Source organism: Nocardia sp. NPDC050793, from assembly GCF_040654065.1.
GTDB lineage: Bacteria > Actinomycetota > Actinomycetes > Mycobacteriales > Mycobacteriaceae > Nocardia.
Map to the genome: position 1 here is coordinate 695,762 of NZ_JBFAHG010000005.1, position 26,006 is coordinate 721,767.

At 69.6% G+C, this 26,006-nt stretch carries 11 protein-coding genes; 5 read left to right on the forward strand and 6 right to left on the reverse strand.

Annotation, left to right across the window (positions count from 1 at the left end):
- Nucleotides 1-46: 46 nt before the first annotated feature.
- Both AB0H50_RS21350 and AB0H50_RS21355 read right to left on the reverse strand, forming a co-directional pair.
- Nucleotides 47-1,033, reverse strand: a complete 987-nt coding sequence (locus AB0H50_RS21350; RefSeq protein ID WP_357455169.1) for an NADPH:quinone reductase — start codon at nucleotides 1,031-1,033, stop codon at nucleotides 47-49.
- 109 nt (nucleotides 1,034-1,142) lie between these two features.
- Nucleotides 1,143-2,045 (reverse strand): LysR family transcriptional regulator, encoded by a 903-nt coding sequence (locus tag AB0H50_RS21355; protein ID WP_357455172.1) that lies wholly within the window; start codon nucleotides 2,043-2,045, stop codon nucleotides 1,143-1,145.
- Nucleotides 2,046-2,178: 133 nt separating this feature from the next.
- Here AB0H50_RS21355 and AB0H50_RS21360 point away from each other — a divergent pair, with 133 nt between their 5' ends.
- On the forward strand, nucleotides 2,179-3,597 hold the full coding sequence (locus AB0H50_RS21360; protein WP_357455175.1) for an MFS transporter: 1,419 nt from the start codon (nucleotides 2,179-2,181) through the stop codon (nucleotides 3,595-3,597).
- Nucleotides 3,598-3,646: 49 nt separating this feature from the next.
- On the opposite strand, the gene AB0H50_RS21365 is transcribed toward AB0H50_RS21360, so the two are convergent.
- Nucleotides 3,647-4,387 carry a class I SAM-dependent methyltransferase gene (locus AB0H50_RS21365; RefSeq protein ID WP_357455178.1) on the reverse strand — a complete coding sequence of 247 codons (741 nt, stop codon included), beginning with the start codon at nucleotides 4,385-4,387 and terminating at the stop codon, nucleotides 3,647-3,649.
- A 319-nt stretch (nucleotides 4,388-4,706) separates the two neighbouring features.
- Here AB0H50_RS21365 and AB0H50_RS21370 point away from each other — a divergent pair, with 319 nt between their 5' ends.
- Nucleotides 4,707-5,360 carry a YcnI family protein gene (locus AB0H50_RS21370; RefSeq protein ID WP_357455181.1) on the forward strand — a complete coding sequence of 218 codons (654 nt, stop codon included), beginning with the start codon at nucleotides 4,707-4,709 and terminating at the stop codon, nucleotides 5,358-5,360.
- 36 nt (nucleotides 5,361-5,396) lie between these two features.
- Here AB0H50_RS21370 and AB0H50_RS21375 read toward each other — a convergent pair whose 3' ends face one another.
- Nucleotides 5,397-5,627: a DUF3263 domain-containing protein gene (locus tag AB0H50_RS21375; protein ID WP_357455184.1), complete on the reverse strand. Its 231-nt coding sequence runs from the start codon at nucleotides 5,625-5,627 to the stop codon at nucleotides 5,397-5,399.
- Between the two features lie 421 nt (nucleotides 5,628-6,048).
- On the opposite strand from AB0H50_RS21375, the gene AB0H50_RS21380 reads away from it, so the two are divergent.
- Entirely contained in the window at nucleotides 6,049-7,086 is a 1,038-nt protein-coding gene (locus tag AB0H50_RS21380) for an amidohydrolase family protein (RefSeq protein WP_357455187.1), read from the forward strand.
- Between the two features lie 23 nt (nucleotides 7,087-7,109).
- Here AB0H50_RS21380 and AB0H50_RS21385 read toward each other — a convergent pair whose 3' ends face one another.
- Nucleotides 7,110-8,192: a lipase family protein gene (locus tag AB0H50_RS21385; protein WP_357455189.1), complete on the reverse strand. Its 1,083-nt coding sequence runs from the start codon at nucleotides 8,190-8,192 to the stop codon at nucleotides 7,110-7,112.
- A gap of 275 nt (nucleotides 8,193-8,467) precedes the next feature.
- Here AB0H50_RS21385 and AB0H50_RS21390 point away from each other — a divergent pair, with 275 nt between their 5' ends.
- A complete protein-coding gene (locus AB0H50_RS21390; RefSeq protein WP_357455192.1) occupies nucleotides 8,468-8,842 on the forward strand; it encodes a hypothetical protein in 375 nt (124 codons plus the stop codon).
- Nucleotides 8,843-8,950: 108 nt separating this feature from the next.
- Complete coding sequence (locus AB0H50_RS21395; RefSeq protein ID WP_357455195.1) at nucleotides 8,951-9,199, forward strand: hypothetical protein; 249 nt, start codon at nucleotides 8,951-8,953, stop codon at nucleotides 9,197-9,199.
- 57 nt (nucleotides 9,200-9,256) lie between these two features.
- Here AB0H50_RS21395 and AB0H50_RS21400 read toward each other — a convergent pair whose 3' ends face one another.
- On the reverse strand, nucleotides 9,257-25,621 hold the full coding sequence (locus tag AB0H50_RS21400; protein ID WP_357455198.1) for an amino acid adenylation domain-containing protein: 16,365 nt from the start codon (nucleotides 25,619-25,621) through the stop codon (nucleotides 9,257-9,259).
- Nucleotides 25,622-26,006 lie beyond the last annotated feature (385 nt).

The window sequence follows — 26,006 nt, forward strand, 5'->3', positions numbered from 1 at the left end:
GGGAGAGGGTGACCCGACCAGTCCGTCGAGCCGCTGGCACGGCTCGTCACGCGTCCGGCGGCCGGAAGATTTCCAACACGAGACGGGTGCCGTGCAGCCGCTCCGTCTCGATTCTGCGATGCGCCTCGGCAGCGGCGGCGAGCGGAAGAACCTCGACCGCTCGCGGCCGCAGCGCCCGGTCGACCAGCAGGCGATTGATCACCGTCGCGGCGTCGCGCAATTGCGCGGTGGTCGCGCGGGAGATCACGAAACCGCGAATCGAACCGTCCTTCAGATACAGCGTTCCCGCCGACAGTTCGGTTCGCGAACCGGTGCCCGCGACGATGACGACCCGGCCCCGGACCGCGAGCATCTCCACGGCATCCACCATGTTGTTCCGGCCCGAGGTGTCGATACAGAGGTCGACGCCGTTTCCGGCGATCTCGCGTACCTCCCCGATGATGTTCTGCGTGCGGTAGTCGATGGTGTGCGCGGCGCCGGTGCGCCGGCAGTATTCATGGTCGTCAGGGTGAGCGGTCGCGATGACCGTGCCCCCGGCGCGGGCGATCATGGTGACGAGAGCGCTGCCGACATTGCCTGCCGCGCCCGCGATCAGTGCCGTGTCGCCGGACCGGAGATCCCCGTGCGTGAATGCGGCGAGATAGGCGGTGGCCGCCGGATGGACGAGGGCCACGGCCTGCGTGGGAGATACCCCCTCGGGCAGATGGTAGAGGCGATCGGCGGGGACGGCGGCGAATTCGGAGGCCGCTCCCTGCCGCCCCTCGTGCCCGAGGCTGTTACACCAGACATGTTCGCCTGGCAGAAATTCCGGCGAGCGTGATTCGACGACCTTTCCGACCAGATCGCGGCCGATCACGAACGGAAACTCCATCGCGGTCGGATATCGCCCAGAGCGTACGAAGGTGTCGACGTGGTTCACCGCTGTGGCCGCGACTTCGACCAGAACGTCGTCCTGGCCGCACACCGGCGGCGGCAACTCGCCGTAGACAATCGCTTCCGGCGCCCCGAGTCGTTCGATGTAAGCAGCTCGCACGCAAGTCCTCCGATGTTTCCATTCGAGTGGGCGAGCGGGTTCAGTCTGTCATGCCGCTCCCGAGCCAGCAACAATTCAGCATCCGAGCGGTGAAGGTAGTGCGCGGTGATCAGCCCTCGTCGTCGAAGCGGCACACCGCCGACACACGATCACGCAGCCATCGGTGCGCCTGGTCCGCGTCCAGCCGGACGTGCCACAGCAGTGAGATCGTCACTTCCGGTGCGCGGAAAGGTAATTCGAAGGAGCGCAGCCCCTGGCGGAGGTTCGCCGTGTGCCGCCGCGGGACCGTGGCGACGAGATCGGTGGCTCGCGCCAGCGCCAGCGCCGCACCGAAGCCGTCCACGACCGTCACGATGTCGCGGTGGTGGCCGGTCGGTTGCAGTGCCTCGTCCACCAGTCCGGCGGTCAGTCCGCGACGAGAGACGTGCACGTGCCGGGCCGCGGCGTACCGTGCGGCGCTCATCTCGCCGGTGTCGAGGGGATGCCCGTCGCGAACCACGCCGATGAAGCGGTCGGTGAACAGTGGCTTGCTGAGCACGTCGGGCGGCAGCGCGTGTTCGACGACACCGGTTTCCAGGTCGACGACGCCCTCGCGCAAAGGGGCGGTGTCCTTTTTGGTCTTCTGCAAGAACCGCAATCGCACGCCCGGCGCAGCGGCGGCGACTTCGGCGACAAGCGCGGGCCCGAATCTCTCTACGAATCCGTCGCTGCCGCGCAGCGCGAAAGTTCTTTGCAGCGTTGCCAAATCGAGTGTCTCGACCGGCCGCAGCACCGCTTCGGCCTCCTGAACGAGCCCGCGCACGCGCTCGCGTAACTCGACGGCGCGCGGCGTCGGCACCAGACCTCGTCCCGCGCGAACGAGTAATGGGTCGCCGGTGGCGCGCCGCAGCCGAGCGAGCGCGCGACTCATCGCGGACGGACTCAGCGCGAGCCGTTCGCCGGCCCGCGTCACGCTGCCCTCCTCCAGCAGGACGTCCAGGGTGACGAGCAAGTTCAGGTCGGGTCGGGCCATGCGGACAGGATCGCACAGCGGCGCGCACACATGGCGTCTGATGCACAATTGTCTTTACTTCTTTGCGTCTTCCGCCAGGTCCGAACGGAATTTACGTTCGATGCACACCGTCGAGGCCAGGAGGAAGACCTTCATGTCCAGATCAGCGACGCCTTCCGGCGTCGAGTACGAGCCAGCCAGCCATCGCTCACCGGCCTGGGTGCTCACCGCACTCTCGCTCTCCATGCTGTTGCCTTCGCTGAGCATCAGCATCGCCAACGTGGGTCTGCCGTCGATGGCAGTGGCGCTGGGCGCGTCTTTCCACGAGGTGCAGTGGATCGTGATCGCCTACCTGCTGGCCATCACGACGCTGATCGTCGGGGTCGGCCGGCTCGGTGATCTGGTCGGCAGGCATCGCCTTCTGGTGATCGGCATCGCCGTGTTCACCGTCGCAACGCTGCTGTGCGGTCTCGCCCCGAATCTTTTCCTCCTGATCGCCGCACGGGCGCTGCAAGGGGTCGGCGCTGCTTGCATGATGGCGCTGACGATGGCGTCCGTCGGCGCGGTCGTGCCCGAACACCGCACGGGTAGCGCGATGGGGTTGCTTGGCACGATGTCGGCCGTCGGGACGGCGCTCGGACCTTCCCTCGGCGGTGCACTGATCGCGATATTCGGTTGGCGGGCACTCTTTTTGGCTGTCGTACCGATCGGCGTGCTGGCGTTGGCGCTCACCCTCCGGATATCGGCCGACACCGCGGCCGGGTCGACGGTACGGCGCTTCGACACGCTGGGCACGGTCCTGCTGGCCGTGACGCTGGGCGCTTATGCGCTCGCCATGACCGTCGAGTCCTTCGGGCCGCTCTCCCATGGTTTGCTCGGCGTCGCCGCTGCGGGCTCGGTGCTGTTCGCTGTCACCGAGAGCAAGGTCGCGTTCCCGCTGGTGACCCTCGGCATGTTGCGCGATCCGGTGCTCGCCGTCGGGTTGACGACGAGCACCGTGGTCTCGGCCGTCATGATGACGACCCTGGTCGTCGGCCCGTTCCACCTTGCCGGGGCACTGGGGCTCGGGCCTGCCGCGGTGGGGCTGGTGATGTCGGCGGGACCGGCGGTGTCGGCGCTCACCGGTGTCCCGGCGGGGCGCGTCACCGACCGCTTCGGATCGGGGACCATGGTGATCGTCGGGCTCGTCGGCATCATCGGCGGCGCGCTGACGCTGTCGGTGATGCCCGTAGCGGCGGGCGTCCTCGGCTACGTCCTGCCATTGGTCCTCTGCACCGCAAGCTACGCGACATTCCAAGCGGCGAATAACACCGCGATCATGAAAGACGTTGCCGCCCAACAACGTGGGTTGGTATCCGGGATGCTGAACCTCTCCCGGAACCTGGGGCTGATGACCGGCGCTTCGGTCATGGGCGCGGTCTTCGCGCACGCCGCGGGGACGCGGGACGTCACCACGGGCACACCGGCCGAAATAGCGCGGGGAACGCACTGGACTTTCGCGGTCGCCGCGCTGCTGGTGGGTGCCGGGTTGGCGTTGGTGCTGGGGTTGCGGCGGAGGGTACCCCGTACGTAGCGGTGCGCACGGCGACGGACCCATGGCTGAGCCATCGGCCCGTCGCACCTCACCTGATCGCGACGACCATCGCGTCGTTGATCGACCGCCACGTCACGCCCGTCTCCAGGAAACCGGCTTCTTTCAACCGCAGGCAGTGCCAGCCGATCGGATGTTCCTCGCCGCCGCCGTGCCGGTCGAAGATCGCTCGGCTGCCCGCGTGTTCCCGAGCCAGGCCCGGGTCGCGGGCCACCGTCGCCCACCACTGCTCCCAATCCAGCGCACCATCGGCGCGGGCCCGGTCCTGGTATGCGTTCTGGATGACCTCGTCGATGGCGTTGAGAATCGGGGTCTCCGGATCGGGCATGTGATCGGCGTTGAGGAACACTCCACCCGGTCGAACCAGTTTCGCCAGATCGGCGTAGAGCCGTATCACCGGTTCGCTCTTCATCCAGTGCAGCGACGTCGCGGTGAGCACGGCATCGAACGGCTCGATCGGCAACGATTCCATCCAGCCGGGATCGGCCAGGTCAGCCGTCAGGAACGTGATCCGCGAATCACCGTCGAACGATCCGCGAGCGATCGCCAGCATCGTCGGATCCACGTCGACGGCGACCGACCTCGCGCGCGGCATTCGCTCGAAGAGCCGACGGCTGATGGTGCCCGTCCCGCACGCCAGATCCAGCACGTGCGGCGTCGGTCCCACCGCGGCCGCCACCACATCCATCATCACCCGGAACCGCTCCTCGCGTTCGGGGAGATACAGCTCCTGCTGCCGGTCCCAACTGTGCTGCCACGACTCCCAGTCCACAACGCCTCCGTTTCCAGAAAAAACGTGTAGGTCTGCCGAACGAATGGAATGCACGAACGCGGACGTCGAATTACGACGATCGACGCCTGACAGGACATCGATGCGGATCTCGGCTGGGACAGTACACAGGTTTCGGCCGAATCGAGGCAATCGCAGCGGCCACCCGCGCGTCCGAGCCCCGTGCGGAAGACGCTGCCGGAAGGATTCGCGCCCCGCGGGTATATGGACGCGATATTCGCAGGTAGAACGCCGTGATGGCCTATCGTCGATGCGCATCGGTTGTGTTCGTTTCCTCGTATCCGAAGGAGAGGTCTGATCGATGAGCGGTTCGACGTTCACGCGTAGCGCGGTGGTGGCCGCGGCGGCCGCGCTCGCCGTCGCCGGGGCTACCGGTACGGCATTCGCCCATGTCACGGTGTCGGCGGAGGACGCCTCCAAGGGCGGATCGGCGGTCCTGGTCTTCCGGGTACCGAACGAATCGGCCAGCGGCAGCCCGACCGTCGGGTTGGGAGTGGAGATCTCCGGTGTCACGACGGTCGATACCGAGACGGTGCCGGGATGGAAAGCCATGGTGAACAAGGACTCCGGCCGCGACATCACCACTGTCACCTGGACCGCCGACCCCGGCACCGGCATCGCGGCGGGGCAGTTCGGACAGTTCTCGGTCCTGGCCAACGGCCTGCCCGACACGGGAGAAATGATCATGCCCGCGGTACAGACCTACGCCGACGGGCAAGTCGTGCGCTGGGATCAGAATCCCGGGGACGGCGAGCCGGAGTACCCCGCGCCGTCGTTGACGCTGCACGATGGGCAGTCGGCGGCCGCGCACGATCACGGCGATATCCAGGCGACCGCCTCGGAGGCCGAATCGTCTAAGGACACGACCGCGCGCTGGCTGGGCTCGCTCGGCCTCGCGCTCGGCGCGCTGGGTGTCCTCGCGGCGATCGGGATCGCGGTGCGCGGCAGGCCGTGATCAGCGGACGCCTGGTCGCGGGCGCGGTCCCGCCGATCAGGTAGGGCCCGTGGCGGGTCGGCTCAACCGATCGACGCATTGCTCGCGCAGTTTGGCGATGGTCGCATTGCCGAGCGCTCGTGCCGCGGGAGAAGCGAGCAGGCGTATCAGACGTCTGTGGAACTCTCCTGGGGTGAGACCGAATCGGACGTAGGCCTCTTCGTCGTTGCCGCCGTAGGGGGCCCACTCGGTGGCGAATTCCAGGATGTCGTTCTCGTAAAGACTCATTGCTGTCGGCCTTCGGGCGGAGGGGGCGGGAGCTGCCTGATGTTCGTGGCGATCCGCAGTCGCGAAGACATTGTCCTGAATTCCTGCGGTATCGGCGATTTCACGCGCCTTGCGGACCAGTGCGTAGCTTGCTGTGAACCTGTCAACAGCCGGGCTCGATCGGCTCCGACCCGCGACCGCGGGAGTGCAGCTCCGGCCTGGAAATTTCGCGTCGCCGCGAAGGCCGGACCAGAGCAATCGCGAAGTCATTGATTCTTTCATCATGAATCTAGAGATTCATCGCTATTGATGATATCCTCACAAAGAGGGGCGGTGTGACCTGGACCATGTCGGACTGCCGCAGTCCCGGTGCCAGCCAGTGTCACGGACTCGCGCAGGCGCCACGTCACCCCGCTCGCCGGCCGTGCAGGAAGGAACCGACGTGTCGAGCAACCGCATCGACGTGCATCAACACTTGATCCCGCCCGTCTACCTCGACGCGTTGCGAGCGCACGGCATCGAGGCGCCCGGCGGGCGTGAACTGCCCGAATGGACTCCGGAGGCGGCGCTCGGGTTGATGGCGGAGGCGGGCATCGCGTCGGCGGTGCTCTCGGTGTCGACTCCCGGTACCGCGTTCCTGGCCGATACCGCCGAGGCGGTGGAGCTCGCCCGCGCGGTCAACGACTACGCCGCCGAGCTCACCGCCGAGCGTCCCGAACGATTCGGCTTCTTCGCCACACTGCCGATGCCCGATGTGGCCGCGGCCGCCGCCGAGGCCCGGCGCGCGCTGGACGACCTGGCGGCCGACGGTGTCGTTCTCCTGGGCAATGCACGGGGGACCTATCTCGGGGCCGAGGGACAGGACGAGCTGTTCCGCGTCCTGGACGACCGCTCGGCAGTGGTCCTCGTCCATCCCGCCGACCTGCCCGCCGAGACCGTGCCGGGCATCCCGCCCTTCGCCGCGGACTTCCTGCTCGACACGACCCGCGCATCGTATCTGTTGGTACGCAATGGAATCCGCCGCCGCTACCCCGGCATTCGATTCATCCTCGGCCACGCGGGCGGCTTCGTCCCGTACGCCGCCCACCGCATGGCGTCGAGCATCGTCAACCAGACCGGCGCCAGCCTCGTCGACGTCCTCGACGACTTCGCGAGCTTCTACTTCGACACCGCGCTGTCCGCGAGCGCCGCAGCACTGCCGAGCCTGCTCGCCTTCGCCGAGCCCGGGCACGTGCTGTACGGCAGCGATTGGCCGTTCGCGCCCGAACCCGCGGTGCACTACTTCAACGCCGGGCTCCACGAATACCCGCACCTCGACGTGACCGCCCGCCGCGGCATCGAGCGTACGAACGCGGCCGCGCTGTTTCCCCGATTCGGCACTGCGGCACCACTGCCGGAAGCGCCCTTGCTCGTGCGGGCGCGTCGGCGTCTGAAGCAACGCGCTTTCCGCGCCGTCGCGCGGGCCGCGACCGAGCGCTGAGCCCTTCCGGCGCGCGACTTCGGCTAGTCCACGGCGGCGGCGAGAAACGCGCGCACGTCGGGGGCGGCTATCGGGATGATGCTGTCGTGACCGGCGTCGTAGCTGTGGAAGTCGACCGATACACCGTTGATCAGCAGACCGGTGAGCAGGGTGAAGACCAGCGGATACGGCAGGATCTCGTCGTGCGTTCCGTGCCCGAGGAACAGCGGGCCGTGATAGCCCGCTACCGGCAGCCGCAGGTAGTCCTGGAACGGTGCGGTCAGCTCGCCGAGGGGTCGTGAGACGAGGTCGCTGATCGCGAGGTGCGAGATCCGCTCGTCGAGCTCTGGGCTGCACAGGGTTTCGGCGAGCGCGACGGTGCTGCGCCCGAGTTCGGTGAGGTGACCGTCGACGTCGAGGTCGGGTCGCAGGTCGCGGAATCCGGCGATGGCCATTACGAAAAGCGAGGTGGGAGCAGGGATCGGCGGCATGTCATGGCCGATGAGACCGACGACCGCGTCGATCTGGGGCGGCGCACTGGTGGCGACCGTGCCGCGGTAGTCGAGTTCGGGCGCGTAGCTCTTCGCACGCGGCGCTGCGTTCAACGCCGCGTGCGCGCCCTGCGAATGCCCTTGCGCCAGCCAGATCGGGCCGATCGAGGGATAGAGCTCGCGCGCCGCACGCACGATGTCGATCACGGCGTGCGCTTCCCCGCCACTGTCGAGGTAGTTCGGCAGGCCCTCGGTGCCGAGCCCGATGTAGTCGCTCGCGACCACCGCGAAGCCGTCGGCCAGCAGACCGGCGAGATAGGCCGACTCCGGCGCGGGCCGTCCCAGGACGGTGGGCGCGCACTGGTCGCCCAGTCCGTTGGAGCCGTGGCCCCAGGAGATCGTCGGCCAGCCGCCGGGCGGAGGCGTGCCCTCGGGGACGAAGACCGCCCCGGAGCTGAGCCGCGGCCGCTCGCGCGAATCAGCGGTCCAGTAGGTGACTTTCGTCGATGCCGCTGCTCCGGGAAGACGCTGTGGTTCCGGGAGCGGTTCGGTCGCGACTACCGCGCCGGGGGACGACGGCGCCTCGGCCGACGCGATCACCGGCACAGCCGCGAGCGCCAGCGCCGAAGCGAGCACGACGGCGAGTCGCGTCGGCGCACGAAAGAAGGTTGGTCCGCGTTGGCCGAAAGTTCTTGGTATGACTGACATTGTCGTTGTCTCCGATCGCTGGAGCGGGTCGACCGCGGCGATGGATATATCAAATACACAGCTACCGAGCGTTACTCGATGACGCGTGTGTGTGTCGGTTCCCACAGCGATCGCACTCGGCGACATTGCAAGAACTTCTTCAGCGTTTGCTCGGGTCCGACCCCTAACGTCGATGGCGCCGAAGCAATCTGGGGAGGTCCATCGTGAAGAAACTGCTGTGCGTGCTGGCCGTGTTCACCGCCGTCGTGGTCACCGTTGCCGGTGCGGCGCAGGCGAAGACGTATCGGGTGCAGGGTAAGTGCAAGGGCGACTTGGCGGGGTACGGGTGGTTCGAGGCCGACACCGATCTCGAGGTCGAGTTCGACGACGGCGATATCGACCGCGAATACCGCTACTTCTACTTCTACGGATTCCTCGACGACGTGGACAGCAAGTCGCCCCGGGTCACCTGGGACCACCAGCACGTCGTCTACCGCGAGGGCCGCTACGACGTCGCGGTGCCCTACATCTCGGGCGCGGGCCTGTGGTTCAAGGACAACACCAAGAACAATCGCTGGATCGAGCTCTGCGACTACTGAGTCGGCGGGGCTGTCGGCGGTCTGTCAGTGCGCTGTCAGCGGTGGCGGTCATTGTCTTTCTTGTCAGCCGGAAACAACGACTCCGGCGCCAACACGAGGAGAAGAACGATGTCGCACAACAACCTTTCGGACCTGGTCGCCGCCCGCATGGAGACCGCCCGTGTGAAGGCCGATCAGCGGATGTCCGCCGCGGAGGCGGCCCGGGCGCGGGCCGGTCTGCGCGTCGAGGAGGCCGAGGGTTTCGTTCGGCCGACCAAGCAGGAGATCGCGCAGGTGCGGTCCGAGGCGCGGGCGCAGGGCAAGCAGCTGGCCGACGACCTGCGTGCGCGCGGCGCGGCGCTGAAGGCCGGGCGATAGACCGTGGGCGGCGGGATCGGCAGCTGGGTGACGAGCCCCTGCCGATCCCGCCGATCGTCACAACCAGGCGCGCAGTGCGTCCGCGATCCGTCGCAGCGCCGTGTCGGTGGTCATGCGCCAGTGGGTGGCGTCCACCGCGTGGTTGTGCACGGCACCGGTGATCGTCGCGGTCCAGGTCGACGCGCCCGCAGAGCCGGTCGAATCGTCCTGGGCGGCAGTGAAATACACGAGATCGCCGTCGAACGGCCGCGGGCGATAGTGCGCGACGAGGGCAGCCGACACACCCGCCGCGTCCACGACCCTTTCGATCCGAGCGGCCCCGAACGAGGCGAACGGTTCGGGGAGTGCGCTCAACCGCTGCGCCAGCCCGGGCAGGTCCACGGTGTCGTCCAGGTCGAATTCCGCGGCTCGATCGCCGAGCAGTCCGCCGAGCAATTCCGGCAGCGGCACCGCGACGGAGAGATCCGAGTCCATGCGCAAATGGCTGTCCAGCATGCCGAGCAGCGCCACCCGCTCGCCCTCGTTCCGGAGCTGGACGGCCATGGCGTGCGCCAGCACGCCGCCGAGCGACCAGCCGAGCAGGTGATACGGCCCTTCCGGTTGCACGGCGCGGATCTGCTCGACATAGAGCCGTGCCCAGTCCTCGATCGAATCCGGCAGGGGTTCCGCGGAATTCAGGGCGGGCGACTGGAGGCCGTAGAGGGGCCGGTCCGCGTCGAGGTGCGCGGCGAGTCCGGCGAACGACCAGGCGATGCCGCCGATCGGGTGGACGCAGAACAGCGGCTCGGCGGTCCCGGAGGCTCGCAACGGCAGCAACATATCGAAGGCCGTGCTGTCCGCGCCGCCCGCTCGCAGCTCCGCGACGATGCCGGCCGGAGTGGGCGCGGTGAACACCCACATCACCGGGATCGTCGTGCCGACCGCCTCGCCCAGCCGCGCGGTCAGCGCGGTCGCGATCAGCGAGTTGCCGCCCAGCTCGAAGAAGTTGTCGTCCAGTCCGATTCGATCGCGGCCCAGCACGGCCGCGAACACCTCGCAGACGGTGGTCTCGAGCGCCGTCGACGGTGCGCGATAGGCACGGGCGGCGAATTCCGGTGCGGGCAGCGCCGCGCGGTCGAGTTTGCCCACCGAGGTCAACGGCACGTCGTCGAGGACGACGATCGCCGTGGGCACCATGTGCGCGGGCAGGGTTCGCGCCGCCCATTCGGTCAGCCGATCCGGATCGATGTCCCGGCCTGGACCTGCCACCACGTACGACACGAGAACCGTTGCCCCGGCGGGATTCTCCCGGCCGACGGTGACCGCGAAGTCCACGTCCGCGTGCTCGGTGAGCACCGCGTCGATCTCCCCCAGCTCGATGCGGAAGCCGCGGATCTTCACCTGGAAGTCGGTGCGGCCCCGATACTCCAACTCCCCCATCGCATTCCACGCGACGAGGTCGCTGGTGCGGTACATCCGCGCACCCGGCTCGAAGGGGTTCGCGACGAATCGCTCCGCCGTCAAGTCGACCCGGCCGAAGTATCCGCGGGCCAACTGCGCACCCGCCACATAGAGCTCGCCCGGCACACCGACCGGCACCGGCCGCAACCGCGAATCCAGCACGTATACCCGGCTGTTCCAGACCGGAGCGCCGATCGGCACTCCCGTCTCGTCGGTCGGACGCACGGCGTGGCTGGTTATCGACACCGCCGCCTCGGTCGGGCCGTACACGTTGAACAGTGCGGTTTCCGGCGCGGCGGCGGCGAACCGGCGCGCCAGTGCGGCGGGCAAGGTCTCGCCGATGGCGAGCACCCGGCGCAGCGAATCCGGCAACCGGCCGGTCAGCAGGGCGTCCAGCATGGACGGCACCGTGTGCAGCGTGGTCACGCCCTCGCGCGCCATGAGCGCGTTCAGGTGCGCCGGGTCTCGGTGACCATCGGGTGCGGCGATCACCAATCGGCCACCGCACGTCGCCGCCGACCAGAACTCCCACACCGACAGGTCGAACGTGGCCGCCGTCTTCAACAGCACCGCGTCGTCGGCGGTCAGCCCGAATTCGGCGGCCTTCCAGCGCAACTGATTCACGATCGCACCGTGGGACACCGCGACGCCCTTCGGACGCCCGGTGGAACCGGATGTGAAGATCACATACGCCGCGTGTTCGGCGCGCAACGGCGCGATGCGCTCCGCGTCCGTGATCGCCGAAGCATCCATCGCCGACAAATCCACCCGATCCAGTCGCACCACCGGCACCACGGACGTGGCGAAATCCGCGTCGGCATCGGTCAGCACGCAGACCGGGGCCGCCGTCGCCAGGATGTACTCCGAGCGCCGCGCGGGCTGATCCGGATCCACCGGCACGTACGCGCCGCCCGCTTTGGTCACCGCGTACATCGCGACGACCAGGTCCACCGAACGCCGGATGGCAAGCGCCACCCGCGATTCCGGGCCGACACCCAGCGAAATCAGATGCCGCGCAAGCCGATTGACGCGCGCGTCCAGTTCCGCGTAGCTCGAACGCGCACCGTCGGCGGTAATCAGCGCCACCGCGTCCGGGGCGGCGGCAACGGACGCGTCCAGCAGTGACGCCAAGGTGGCGCTCGTGTTCAGCTGATGGGCGGTGTCGTTCCAGGCCGTGAGAATCCGCGCGCGTTCCGGGAGCGCGAGCAGATCGATCGCACCGACCGGCGTTGTGGCATCCGCGACCACCGCGTCCAGCAGCCGGGCGAACCGGTCGGCGAAACCCCGCACCGTCGCCTCGTCGAACAGGTCCGCCGCGTAGGTGAAGAAGCCGCCGATACCTGTCGGCGCGCCCTGCTCGTCGTAGCCGTCCGCCACGATGACGTGCAGATCGAACTGCGAAAGCCGCCGATCCGTTTCCCACGCGGCGACCGTCAAGCCCGGCAGTTCCATACGGACCTCGGCCAGATTCTGGAACGACAGACCCACCTGGAACAGCGGATGGCGGGCGGTGGACCGCGCCGGGTTCAGCACCTCGACGAGCCGCTCGAACGGCACGTCGGCGTGGGCGAAGGCCTGGAGGTCGGTGTCGCGCTGGCGCTCGAGCAACTCCGTGAAGCTCGCGTCCGGATCCACCCGGGTGCGGAACACCAGCGTGTTGACGAACATGCCGATCAGATCGTCCAGCACCGCTTCGCCGCGACCCGCCACCGGAGTGCCGATCGCGATGTCGTCGGTGCCCGACAGCCGGGCCAGCAGCACCGCCAGCGCGGTGTGCACGACCATGAACAGCGTCGCGCCCCGCGCCCGCGCCAGCTCCGCGAGCGCCGCGTGGGTTTCCGGCTCGATGCGCAGCGGCACGCGTCCGCCCGCGAAGGACTGCACGGCCGGTCGCGGCCGATCCCTCGGCAGCTCCAGCTGATCAGGCAGGTCGGCGAGCGCCTGCCGCCAGTAGGCGATCTGCTCGGCCGCGGGCGACCCCGGCTCGTCCTCGCGGCCGAGCAACGCGCGCTGCCACAGCGCGTAGTCCGCGTACTGCACCGCCAGCGGCGTCCACCGCGGCGCCTGTCCCAGCGCACGGGCCGCGTAGGCGGCGGCCAGATCGCGGGTCAGCGGGCCGCCCGAGAAGCCGTCGCCGGAGATGTGGTGGACGACCATGGCCAGGACGAATTCGCGGTCACCGGCGTGGAAGAGCACGGCGCGCACCGGCACTTCGACGGTGACGTCGAAGACCGTCGAAAGCAGCTCCGCCACAGCGGATTCGACATCGGCCACGGGGCGGACCCGCAGCGACGGCGCATCGGGATGTGCGGCCGGCAGCACGACCTGCACCGGTCCGTCTTCGAGCTGCGGATAAACCGTGCGCAGGATCTCGTGTCGCGCGACGAGATCGGTGAATGCCCACCGCAGCGCGTCGACGTCGAGCTCGCCGGTCAGGCGGATCGCGACCGGAATGTTGTAGGCGGCCGACCCGGTGTCGAACCTGTTGAGGAACCACATCCGCTGCTGCGCGGGCGACAGCGGAATGCGTTCCGGCCGTTGGCCCGCAACCAAGGCGGGGCGACCTCCTGCGCCGGTCAGCTTCGCCACCTCGCGCGCGCATCCGGCGACGGTGGGTGCGGCGAAAAGCAGTCGCACCGGAACCCTGGCGTCCACCGCAGCGCCGAGGCGGGCGGTCACCCTGGTAGCCAGCAGCGAGTTGCCGCCCAGCTCGAAGAAGTTGTCGTCCGCGCCGACCCGGTCGACGCCGAGCACCTCGGCGAAGACCGAGGCCACTGTCCGTTCCAGGACCGTTGCCGGTTCCCGGTAGGCGCGGGCCGCGAACTCCGGTTCCGGAAGGGCGTTTCGGTCGAGCTTGCCGACCGCGGTCAGCGGCACCTCGTCGAGCACGACGACCGCCGCGGGCACCATGTGCGACGGCAGCATCCGCGCGGCCCATCGCGCCAGCAGGTCGGAATCGAGGTCGCGGCCCGTCACGTACGAGATCAGAACCGTTGCTCCGCTGGAATTCTCGCGTCCGACCGTGACCGCGTACTCGACCCCCGGGTGCCCGGCGAGCACCGCGTCGATCTCGCCGAGTTCGATGCGGAAGCCGCGGATCTTCACCTGGAAGTCGGTGCGGCCCAGGCACTCCAGCTCCCACCCGCTCGATTCGGCGGGCGCCCAGCGGACCAGGTCGCCGGTCCGGTACATCCGCTCGCCGGACATCCACGGATGTGCGACGAAGCGTTCCGCCGTCGCGCAGGCGCGTCCGTGATAGCCGCGCGCGAGCGCCGGTCCCGCCAGATAGAGCTCGCCCGCGACACCCACCGGTACCGGATGCAGTCGCTCGTCGAGGACCATCGCTTCGATGCCCGGGACCGGGCGGCCGATCGTGACGCGTTGTCCGGCAGTCAGAGTCGTGTAAGTAGCGCCGATCGTCGCCTCGGTGGGTCCGTAGCCGTTGATGAAGCGGCGGCCCGGCTGCCACCTGGCCAGCAGCTCGGGGGTGGTGGCCTCGCCGCCTGCGGATACCACGGCCAGGTCGTCCAGCCCGGCCGGGTCGACGGTGCCGAGCAGCGCGGGCGTGATGATCGTGTGCGTCACCCGCTCGGCGCGCAGCAGTTCGTGCAGTTCCGCGCCACCGACGGTGTCCGGCGGCGCGATCACCAGCGTGGCACCGCTGTAGAAGGCGCTGGACAGCTCCTCCACCGACTGGTCGAAACTCGGCGAACAGACGTGCAGCATCCGGTGTTCCGGTGCCAGCCGCAGCATGTCGACCGTGTGGCCGACCAGTCCGCCGAGCCCGGCGTGGGTGACGGCGACGCCCTTGGGCAGACCCGTCGAGCCCGACGTGTAGATCACATACGCCGGATGCGACATGCGCAGCGGCGCACGCCGGTCCGTGTCGCTCACGGCCGCAGCGGATTTCGCGGCGCAGCAAGCGAGCACAGCGGGATCGTCGAGCACGAGCCAGTCCACGGCGCCGGACAGCCGGGCCGCCTCGTCCGCCACGGTGATGCCCATCGCCGCACCGGAATCGGCGACCATGTAGCGGACCCGCTCCGCCGGATAGGTCGGATCGACCGGCAGGTACGCGCCACCGGCCTTGGCGACCGCCCACACCGCGACGACCATCTCGTACGAGCGCCGCATCGCCAGCGCCACCACGGTTTCCGGTGCCACGCCGCGCTCGATCAGGACGCGCGCCAATCGCGAGGACGACTCGTCGAGTTCACCGTAGGTGTAGGCCCGCCCCGCGTCGCGCACAGCAATCCGGTCCCGTCCGAAGCGGACGCCACGGACCAGCAGTTCCGGCAGCGTGCCGACGGCGGCCGGACAACCGCCACCCATCCGGGTCAACCGCTCGTACTCGTCCGCGGCCAGCAGCGGAAGATCGCCGACCGGCAGCTCCGGACGGCTCGCGAGAGCCGTCAGCACTCGAACGAACCGCTGCGCGAACGCGTCCGCTTCGAAGTCGCCGAAAAGATCACGGGCATAGCACATCTCGCCGCGTAGGCCGGTGGGATCGTCGGTGAGCGCGATGCCGAGATCCCCCACCGCTTCCGCGGGTCCGTGGAACGACAACGCCACCTGGAACAGCGGATGCGTGGCCTGCGACCGCCGCACGCCGAGCAGATCGACCAGTTCGTCGAACGGAATACCGGAGTGCGCGAAGCCTTCCAGCTCGACCCGGTGCGCGTCGGGCAGGAGGTCGACGAAACGCGCGCGCCGATCCACCTTGGTGCGCAGCACCACCTCGGCGCACCGGCCGTCGCGCACGGGCGATCCGATGGCGATGTCGTCGACGCCCGACAGCCGTGCCAGCAGCACCGCCAATGCCGTGCGCACGATCGCCGACCAGGTCACGCCTTCCGTGTCCGCGAGCAGGCGCAGACCGCGGTGTGTCCCGTCGGGCACCGAGAAGTCCACTCGCCCACGATCATTCGAACCCGGCGCGGTCCGCGACCCACTCGCGGGCAGCTCGAGTTCGGGCAAGCCCGCCAACGCGGTGCGCCAGTACCGCGAGCGGGTGATCGCGTCGTCCGATTCGACGTCGAGCAGCAGCGCGGTCTCGGCCGCGCGGCGCTCGGGTGCGTCGACCAGGTCGCCGACCACGCGACGCAGCCGGTCGGCGACGGCCTGCGCCGTGGTGTCGGAGACGACGTCGCGCCGATACTTCAGTTGCACCAGCGTGCGGCTACCGAGGAAGACCAGCACGGTGATCGGGTAGTGGGTGTAGTCGGCCCCGCTCAGTCCGTCCACCCGCACCCCGTCGAGTGCGCCGCTCGCTTGCCGCAGGCCCTCCACGTCGACCGGGTACGACTCGAAGACCAGCATCGTGTCGAACAGTTCGCCCTGCCCCGCGACGCGCTGGATGGCGCCGAGTCCGAGATGGTGGTGATCCAGCAGCGACACCTGCTCGGCCTGCACCCCGTCGATCACGGAACGGATGGTCGTGCCCTGATCGAACCGGACGCGGACCGGGATCGCGTCCACGAACAGGCCGATCATCTCGCCGATGCCGTCGAGCTGCGCGGGTCTGCCGGAGATGGTCGCGCCGAAGACGACATCGTCGCGTCCGGTGCCCGCCGCGACGACCAGGCCCCACGCGGCCTGGATCACCGTGTTGGCGGTCACTTCGGCCGCGGCCGCGTACCCGGTCAGCTCGGCGGTCTGCGCGGCGGACAGCTCGAATTCGCAGAGACCGAATCCGCCGCCCGAGGCCGCGGGCCAGGTCAGCTCGGGGGCAAGCATGGTCGCTGTAGCGCCGGCGAGCACCTTCGACCAGGCCCGCTCCGCGGCCGCGCGATCCTGTTGCGACAACCACCGCAGGTAGTCGCGGTAGGGGCGGACCGGCGGCAGCGGCGACACGTCGCCGCCGGTCGCGTACAGGACGAGCAGCTCCTTCATCAGCAGCGGCATCGACCAGCCGTCGAGCAGGATGTGGTGGCCGGTCAGCACCAGGTGGCTGCGGCCGGAATCGGTGGTGTACACCGTGAATCGCAGCAGCGGCGCGACCGCCGGATCGAATTCGGTGCGCTGTTCGGCGGCCAGCAGGCCGGGCAGGTCGGCATCGGCGACGCCGTCGACGATCCGCCACGGCATCTCGATGCCGTCCACCACCAGCTGCACCGGCGTCCCGTCGGCCGTGGCGACGAAGGCCGAACGCAGGTTCGCGTGCCGGTCCAGGATGGCCTGGGCCGCCCTGCGCAGCCGGTTCGTATCCAGCTCGCCGGTCAGCTCGGCCGCCAACTGGATGATGTAGGCGTCGACCGAGCCTGCGAGCAGTTCGATCAGCACCAGCAGCGAGGATTGCAGCGGCGAGAGCGGCAGCACATCCGACAGGCCCGGATACGTTCGCCGCCAGCGGTCCAGTTCGGCCTGGGAGACCCGCGCCAGCGGCACGTCCGAGGGCGTGAGACCGCCCGCGGCCGGGTGCCGCACGTGCTCGGCGACGGCGGCCAGCGCGGCGGTCCAGTCGTCGGCGAGTTCGCGCACCGCCGCTTCGTCGAGGATTCCGCTCGCGTAGCGGAAGCTCGCCTCCATCCGCGGACCGATCGCGGTGTCGGCGACGATCGCGTTGATATCGATCACCGCCCCTGCGGGCAGGGCGGGGTCGTATTCGATCTCGAGCTCGCCGAGATCGGCTGTCGGCAACCAGCTTCCGTCGGTCTGGTCGGCGGCGCCGCCCGCCGAGGCGCGGCCGAGGTAGTTGAAGCCGATCTGCCCGATTTCGCCGGTGAGGCGACCGGCGGTACCGGGCTCGAGGTGGCGCAGCATGCCGAAGCCGATGCCCTTGTCCGGCACCGCGAGCAGTTGTTCCTTGACCGTCTTCATGACGGCGGCGAGCACCGCGCCGTCGGTGAGCGCCTGCGCGGTGTCGATGCCGGACAGGTCGATAGCGACGGGGTAGATGCTGGTGAACCAGCCGAGGGTGCGCGTGAGATCGGCTCCGGGAACGACGGTTTCCTCGCGTCCGTGGCCTTCGAGCCGGATTCGGGTCGTCGGTGCGTCGACACCGCGCCGCGCCCGCCAAGCGCGCACGGCCAGCGCCAGCGCGGCGAGCAGCCCGTCGTTGACGCCGCCGCGATACAGCGCGGGAAGCGTGGTCAGCATGGCCTCGGTGACCTCGACCGGCACCCGCACGGTGATCGATCGCATGGTCGGCTCGGTGTCGATCGCGCAGTCGACGGTGCGCGCGCCGAGCAGCGGATCCGGCGTGGCCAGCACCCGCTGCCAGTAACCGGCTTCGGCGGCCCGGCCAGCGGCTGCCTCGGCCAAGCCGTGCGCCCAGCGCCGGAACGAGGTGCCGACCGCGGGCAGCGCGATCCGCTGCCCCGCCGCGCGCTGCGCCCAGGCCAGCGCCAGATCGGGAATCAGGATGCGCCAGGACACCCCGTCGATGACGTAGTGGTGTGCCGCCACGGCAAGCACGTCGCGCGCGCCTGTCCTACGTACCCACGCGAAGGCGATCATCTCGGCGGCGGCCGGATCCAAGGCGGCCAGCGCCGAAGCCATTGCCGCACTGCCTGTTCGGGTCAACTCCGAGCCGGCCACGGCAGTCGCGTCGATCTCGATCACCAGTGCGTCGGCATCGACCGCGTCGCGCGTCAGCGTTTCGAACCGCCACCGGCCGTCGTCCTGCCACACCCGGGAACGCAGCACCTCGTGCCGGTCGAGTACCGCGGCGATCGTTTCGACGACACCGGCACGGTCGATGCCATCGGGCAGCGCGAGCACGGTGGTCTGGGCGAAACGATCGCAGGAACCGTTGGCGAGGAATTCGGCCAGCACCGGTGTCAGCGGTACCTCCCCGACACCGCCGCCGGGCAACTCCGCCAGCACCGTCGGCGGCGCGTCCGCGCCGACCGTCGCGACGCGCGCCAGTCCCGCCACCGTTTTGTGTTCGAACACGTCGCGCGCCGTGAAGACGATTCCGGCGCCCTTCGCCCGCGACACCAGCTGGATCGACATGATGCTGTCGCCGCCGACCGCGAAGAACGAGTCGTCGACCCCGACCGACTGGACACCGAGCACCTGCGCGAACAGCTCGGCGAGGCGCGATTCGAGGGGGCCGAGCGGCGCACGAGTCGGCGCTGTCTCGAAGACCGGCTCCGGCAACGCCTTTCGATCCAGTTTGCCGTTGGTGGTCAACGGGAGTTCGTCGAGGACGACGATCGCCGAGGGCACCATGTGCGACGGCAGAATCTTCGCGGCGTGCTCGGTGAGCAGCGCCGGATCCACCGTGCGGCCCGGCGCGGCGAGCACGTACGACACGAGCGCCGTCGATCCCGACGCCATCGTCCGTCCGATCGTGACCGCGAAGTCGGCGTCGTTGTGCCCGGCGAGTACCGCGTCGATCTCGCCGAGCTCGATGCGGAAGCCACGCACCTTGACCTGCGTATCGGCACGCCCCACGTAGTCGAGATCCCAAGCCGCCGAGTGCGATCCTGCGGCGGTGCAGGCGGATGCTGGGCGCAGGCGCACCACGTCGCCGGTGCGGTACATCCGCGCGCCAGGCCCGCCCCACGGGTTGGGGAGGAAGCGCTCGGCGGTCAAGCCGGCCCGGTTGCGGTAGCCGCGGGCCACGCCGCCGCCCGCGAGATACAGCTCCCCCGCGACACCCGGCGGCACCGGGTTCAGCCGCGCGTCCAAGACCAGCGCCGACATGCCGTGCACCGGCGCGCCGATCGTAATGGGCTGTCCGGCGGACAGTTCCGCGAACGAGGCGGCGATGGTCGTCTCGGTCGGGCCGTAGGCGTTGAGATAGCGCCTGCCCGGCTGCCATTTCGCCAGCAGCTCCGGGGTCGTCACGTCGCCGCCGACGGCCACCACCGCCAGCGCGTCCAGCCCAGCCGGGTCCACCGTGCCGAGAACCGCCGGGGTGATGATCGTGTGCGTGACCGCCTCGTCGCGCAACAGGTCGCCGAGCTCGGCCCCGCCCGCCACGCCGGGCGGCACGACGACCAGCGTCGCGCCCACGGAGAACGCGCACAGCCACTCGAGCACCGACGGGTCGAAGCACGGCGAGCAGATGTGCAGGAACCGGTGGTGCGGCTCCAGCCGGTAGTGTTTCACCGTTTCGTCCAGGAGGCCGCCCAAGCCGGCGTGGGTCACGGTGACGCCCTTGGGCACACCCGTCGAACCGGATGTGTAGATGACGTACGCGGGGTGTCGCATGCGCAGGGGCGCGAGGCGATCCGCGTCCGTCACCGGGCCGGGCGACTGGGCGGCGCATTCCCGCTCGGTCGCCGGGTCGTCGAGCACCAGCCAGTCCACGCCGCCGGGCAGCCGATCCGCGTACTCGGCGCTGGTGATGCCGAGTACCGCGCCGGAGTCGGACACCATGTGCCGCACCCGCTCCACGGGGTAGACCGGGTCGATCGGCACATGCGCGCCACCGGCTTTGGTGACGGCCAGCACCGCGGCCACCATGTCGGCGGAGCGCGGGAGGGCGACGGCGACCGATCGCTCGGGGCCGACGCCGCGGTGGATCAGCATGCGCGCCAATCGCGAAGTGCGCTCGTCGAGTTCGCCGTAGCCGATCGAACGGTTCCGGTCGCGCACCGCGACGCGGTCGCGGCCCAGTGCGACGCCGCTGGTCAACAGGTCGGGCAGGAGGCCGGTCGCCATGGCGTCGTCATCGGCGACGCGGGTCAGCAGCGCTTGCTCGTGCGTATCGAGCAGCGGGAGGTCGCCGACGGGAATCTCCGGTCGGTGCACGGCGGCCGCCAGCAGCCGGAGGAAGCGCTCGGCGAATACCTGGACGGTGCTCTGGTCGAACAGCGCTTGCGAGAAGGTGAGATTCGCGGCGATGCCTGCCGAGTGCTCTCGAATGTGCAGGGACAGGTCTTGTTTCGAGGAAGGTGCCTCGCCGGAGGGCTCGACCGTGAAGGGAGCCCGGTCTTCCACCGAGAACGTCGTCCGCACCAGAGGAAGACGTTCGGTCGGACGGTCGAGCAACGCCGCTAGGCCGTCGATCGGCAGGTCGGGTCGCGAGAAGGCTTGTAGCGCGACGTCTTTCGCCTGGGCTAGCAAGTCGTCGAAGAGGAGGTCACCCGGCACCCGGGTGCGCAGAACAAGTGTGTTGCCCGATCCATCGGAGACCGGCGTGCCGATCGCGATGTCGTCCGCGCCCGATAGTCGGGCCAGCAGGACCGCGAATGCCGCGTGGACGACGGTGAACACGGTCGCGTCCGCCGTCCGCGCGGCCTGTTGTAGTCGTCGGTGCAGGTCGGCGTCGATCTCGAAGTCGACCCGGCCGTGCGCGGTGACGGATGCCGGGGGCCTCGGGCGATCGACGGGTAGGTTCAGCTCGTCCGGCAGCCCGGCGAGCGCGTCGCGCCAGAACCGCGTCTGCGCGATCAGATCGTTGTTTCCATCGAGCAGCGCGAGCGCTTCCCTCGCCGTGCGTTCCGGCGCCGCGACGAATTCGCCGATCAGCGTTCGCAGCCGGTCCGTGAGGGCGCGCGCGGTCTCGGCGGTGATGGTGTCGCACCGGTGCTGCACTTGCAGCCGCAGTTCGGCGCCCATGTCGACCTGGACCGCCACCGGGTAGTGGGTGAAGTTGACCGCTTGCAGGTCGACGATCTCCAGGCCGTCGATCGTCCCGTAGGCCTGTCGCAGGCCGTCGGCGTCGACGGGATACGACTCGTAGGCCAGCAGCGAATCGAACAACTCGCCGGCACCGGCCGCACGCTGGATATCGGCCAGTCCGACGTGATGACCGTCGAGCAGCGAAACCTGTTCGGCCTGAAGGCGAGTCAGCAGCTGCCGCAGCGAGGTGCCTTCCTCGAAGCGGACCCGGACCGGAACGGTGTTCGCGAACAGGCCGACCATGTCGTCGACGCCGTCGAGCTGCGGCGGCCGACCGGACACCACCGCGCCGAAGACCACGTCGTCGCGTCCGGCGCACGCCGCGAGCACCAGGCCCCACGCCGCCTGAACCACCGTGTTCACGGTGACCTCCGCCGCCGCGGCGAATGCCGACAAGGCCGCGGTCTCGTCCCGCGACAGGTCGGCGGCACACGTGCCGTAGCCCTCAGCGGGATGGACGGGCGGCGCGACGGAGGCGGCGAGCCTGGTCGGTGTCAGCCCGTCCAGCGCCCGGCTCCACGTGCGCAGCACGGCGTCCCGGTCGTAGCGCGCCAGCCACGCGAGATAGTCACGATACGGCCGAATCCCCGGCAGCGGCGACGAAAAGCCGTCCGCGGCATAGGAAATCAGCAGATCCTTCATGAGCAACGGCATCGACCAGCCGTCGAGCAGGATGTGATGCGCGGTCAACACCAAGTGCGTGCGCCCGAAATCGCCGCGGTACACCGTGAATCGCACCAGCGGCGCCCGCGCCGGATCGAATCCGAGGCGCTGCTCGGCGGCGAAGAACACCGCCGGATCGGTGTCCGGCGTGTCGACGACCCGCCAAGGCACCTCCAGTCGCTCGCAGACGAACTGGACCGGGTCGCCCGCGGCCGAGGAGCCGAACGCGGACCGCAGGATGGGGTGTCGATCCAGCACGGCTTGTGCCGCCCGCCGGAGGCGATCGAGATCGATGTCGCCGGACAGTTCCACCGCCAGCTGAAGCAGATAGGGGTCCGCGGTCGCCGACATCTGGGTGAGGAACAGCAATCCGAGCTGTAGCGGCGAGAGCGGCAGCACGTCGACCAGCCCCGGCCGCTCCCGCCCCCAGGTGTCGAGCTCCGCCTGGGTGACCCGCACCAGCGGGACGTCGGCCGGGGTCAGGCCGCCCGCGGACGAATCACGCAGGTGCCCGGCGAGGACGGTGAGTGCGGCCACCCAGCGTTCGGCCAGCTCCCGGACGGCATCCGCGTCGAGGATCTCGGACGCGTAGGCGAAGGACGCGGTCAGCTGCGCGCCCGCGTCGGTGTCGGTGACGAGCGCGTTGATGTCCACCACCGCGGCGGCGGGCATAGCCGCATCCTGCGCGGCCTCCGGAGCACCCCAGTCGTCGGTCGGCAGCCAGCTCCCACCGGTCAGCGCCTCCGGGACGTCACCCGTGGAGATCCGGCCGAGATAGTTGAAGCCGATCTGGCCGAGCGCACCGTCGAGTTCGGCCCCGGTGCCGGGGTTCAGGTACCGGAGCATGCCGAAGCCGATGCCCTTGTCCTGCACCGCGAGTAGCTGCTCCTTCACCGCCTTGAGCAGCGCCGCGGTTTCCTGGCCGCCGTGCCAGGCGGCCTCGGGGTCGATGCCGGACAGGTCGAGCGCCACCGGGTACATGGTGGTGAACCAGCCGACGGTGCGGGTCAGATCGGCGCCCGCGACGGTGGCCTCCTCGCGGCCGTGACCCTCGAGCCGCACCCTGGTCGCGGCGGCGTCGACGCCCCGGTTCGCGCGCCAGGCGCGCGTCGCCAGCGCCAACGCCGCGAGCAGACCGTCGTTGACCCCGGCCCGGTACACCGTCGGCAGTTCGGTCAGCACCGCGTGGGTGACGTTCGCGGGCACAGCAATCGTGAAGCGCCGCACCGTATCCGATGTGTCGAGGGCCGGATCCAGCGCCCGCGCACCCAGCGGCGGATCGGCGACGGCGAGAGTTCGCTGCCAGTAGGACAATTCGCCGACGCGATCCGCGGCCGCCTCGACCAGGCCGTGCGCCCATCGCCGGAACGACGTGCCGACGGCGGGCAGGGTGATCCGGTGGTCGCCATCGTGTTGCGCCCACGCGGCCACCAGATCCGCGATCAGGATTCGCCACGAGACGCCGTCGATCACATAGTGGTGCGCGGCGACGATCAGCGCGTCACGGCCGTCCGGGCGGGACAGCCAGGTGCAGGCGAGCATCCGCGCGGCCGCCGGATCGAGCATGTCCAGGGCGGAATCCATTGCGGTGCTTGCGGTTTCGCACAACTCTTCGAGGCCGAGTCCCGCGGGTACGTCGACGCGGGTGATCAGGGAGTCCGCGTCCACCGCTCCCACGGGGAGGGTGCGCAGCCGCCATTGCCCGTCGACGGCCCGAACCTGGGCGCGCAGGATGTCGTGGTGGTCGAGTACAGCGGCGAGTGTGGCCACCAGGCCCGCGCGGTCGATGTGCTCGGGGAGCGCGAGCACCATGTGCTGGGTGAATCGGCCGAACGACCTGCCACCGGCCAAGTAGGCGGCCAGCACCGGCGTCAGCGGAATCTCGCCGACCCCGCCGCCCGGCAACTCGGCGAGCTTCGGTGCGGACTCGGCGCCGATCACCGCGACGCGCGCCAGCCCGGCGACGGTGCGGTGCTCGAACACGTCTTGCGGGGTGAAGGAGATGCCGGCCGCCCTGGCCCGCGACACCAGCTGAATGGACAGAATGCTGTCGCCGCCCGCGGCGAAGAACGAATCCTCCGCCCCGACCCTCCGCACGCCGAGCACCTGCGCGAACAGTTCGGCGATCCGGGATTCCACCTCCCCCTGCGGGGCACGCGACCCCGCCGCCTCGAACACCGGCTCGGGCAACGCCTGCCGATCCAGTTTTCCGTTGGCGGTCAAGGGAATCGCGTCGAGCGCCACGAACGCCGACGGCACCATGTGGCCGGGCAGCGCGGCTCCGGCGAACCGGGACAGCTCGCCAGCGTCCAGCGAAACACCTTCCCTGGCAAGGACATAGGAGACCAGCACCGTGGCGCCCGAGGGCGCGACCTTGCCGAGCGTCGCGGCGTAGTCGACATCGGGGTGGGCGGTGAGCGCGGCATCGATCTCACCGAGTTCGATGCGGAAGCCGCGGATCTTCACCTGGAAATCGGTGCGGCCGAGGTATTCGAAGTCGCCGTCCGCGGTGCGGCGCACCAGGTCGCCGGTGCGATACATGCGCGCGCCCGCTTCCCCGCCGAACGGGCTGGCCACGAATCGTTCCGCCGTGAGCGCCGCACGCCCGAGGTAGCCCTGCGCCAGCGCGGGGCCGGACAGGTACAGCTCGCCGGTCACTTCGGGCGGCACCGGACGCAACCGCGCGTCCAGCACCACCGCACCGACGCCTGGCAGGGCGGAGCCGATGGTGATCGGATGGCCGGGTTCCAGTTCCGTGCTGCCGGTCGCGAGGATGGTGGCCTCGGTGGGGCCGTAGCCGTTGTAGAACGACCGACCGGGGACCGCCCATCGCTCGACCAGCGCGGGACCGAACGCGTCACCGGCGACGACCACCACACGCAGCGCGTCGAGCCCGGCCGGATCGACCGACTCCAGCGCGGCGGGCGTGATCAGCAGGTGGGTGACGCGCTCGCGGCGGAGCAGGTCGGCGAGCTCGGCGCCGCCGAACACCGTCGGTGGCGACACCACCAGCGTCGCGCCTGCGCCGAAGGCGAGCAGCAGCTCGAGCACCGAGACGTCGAAGTTCGGCGAGCACACGTGCAGGACCCGCGCACCGGCGTCCACCGCGTAGCGCTCCCGCACGGCGGTGACGAGGCTCGCCAGACCGGCGTGCGTCACGACGACGCCCTTCGGGCGACCGGTCGAACCGGAGGTGTAGATGACGTAGGCCGGATGCTGTTCGGTCAGCGCGCGGACCCGATCGACGTAGGAGATCGGATGCGCGGCCCGCGCCGCGATCCGCTCCCGGTGCTCTGGATCGTCGAGCTCGAGCCATTCGACGCCGTCGCCGAGCCGCGGGCGATGCGCGGACGCGGTGAGGCCGAGCACGGCGCGGGAGTCGGCGACGAGATAGGCGACGCGTTCCTCGGGCAGGGCGGGGTCGACCGGCACGTAGGCCGCCCCGGTCTTGGCGATGGCCCAGACGGCGAGCACCGACTCGATCGAACGGGTGAAGCCGACGGCGACGATGTCACCGGGGCCGACGCCACGGTCGATCAGTTCCCGCGCCAGCCGCGAGGAGGCCTGGTCCAGTTCGGTGTAGGTGAGTTCGCGCCGATCGCCCGGTTCGCCGGTGGGATCATAGGAGATCGCTATCGAATCGGCCGCGGACTCGACCGTGGCGGTCAGCAGCTGGACGAAGAGCGGATGACTCGACCTGCGACGAATTCGACCCCGAACAGCACGACGAACTCCATCCATCCGAGTACTACATCCCTCTCGCGTCCTGCCCACGGGTTTCGTCGAGACCCACGAACCCGGCCGGATCCGGTCCGCCGTCGAGCGGCCCGGTGTCGAACAAAGCAAGAAGGAATCGATTGTCGGGGCAATTTCGGCCCCTATCAGACCACAGGTCGCGGCGCAGTGACGTGTCAGCGACATATGCCCAGGCAGGGGCCTGCCTCAACGATTGCCAGATCTTAGCCACATAACAATCTGACCCAGACACCCGGCCCGCATATGGCGGTCGGCGACGGCGCGGTCGAGACCCCGCCAGGCCGCCCGGACGTCACGCCGATTCTTCTCGGTGGCGCAGCACACAGAACGTGGCGTGGTCGCCTGGAGGCAACTTCGGACGGTTCGCGGC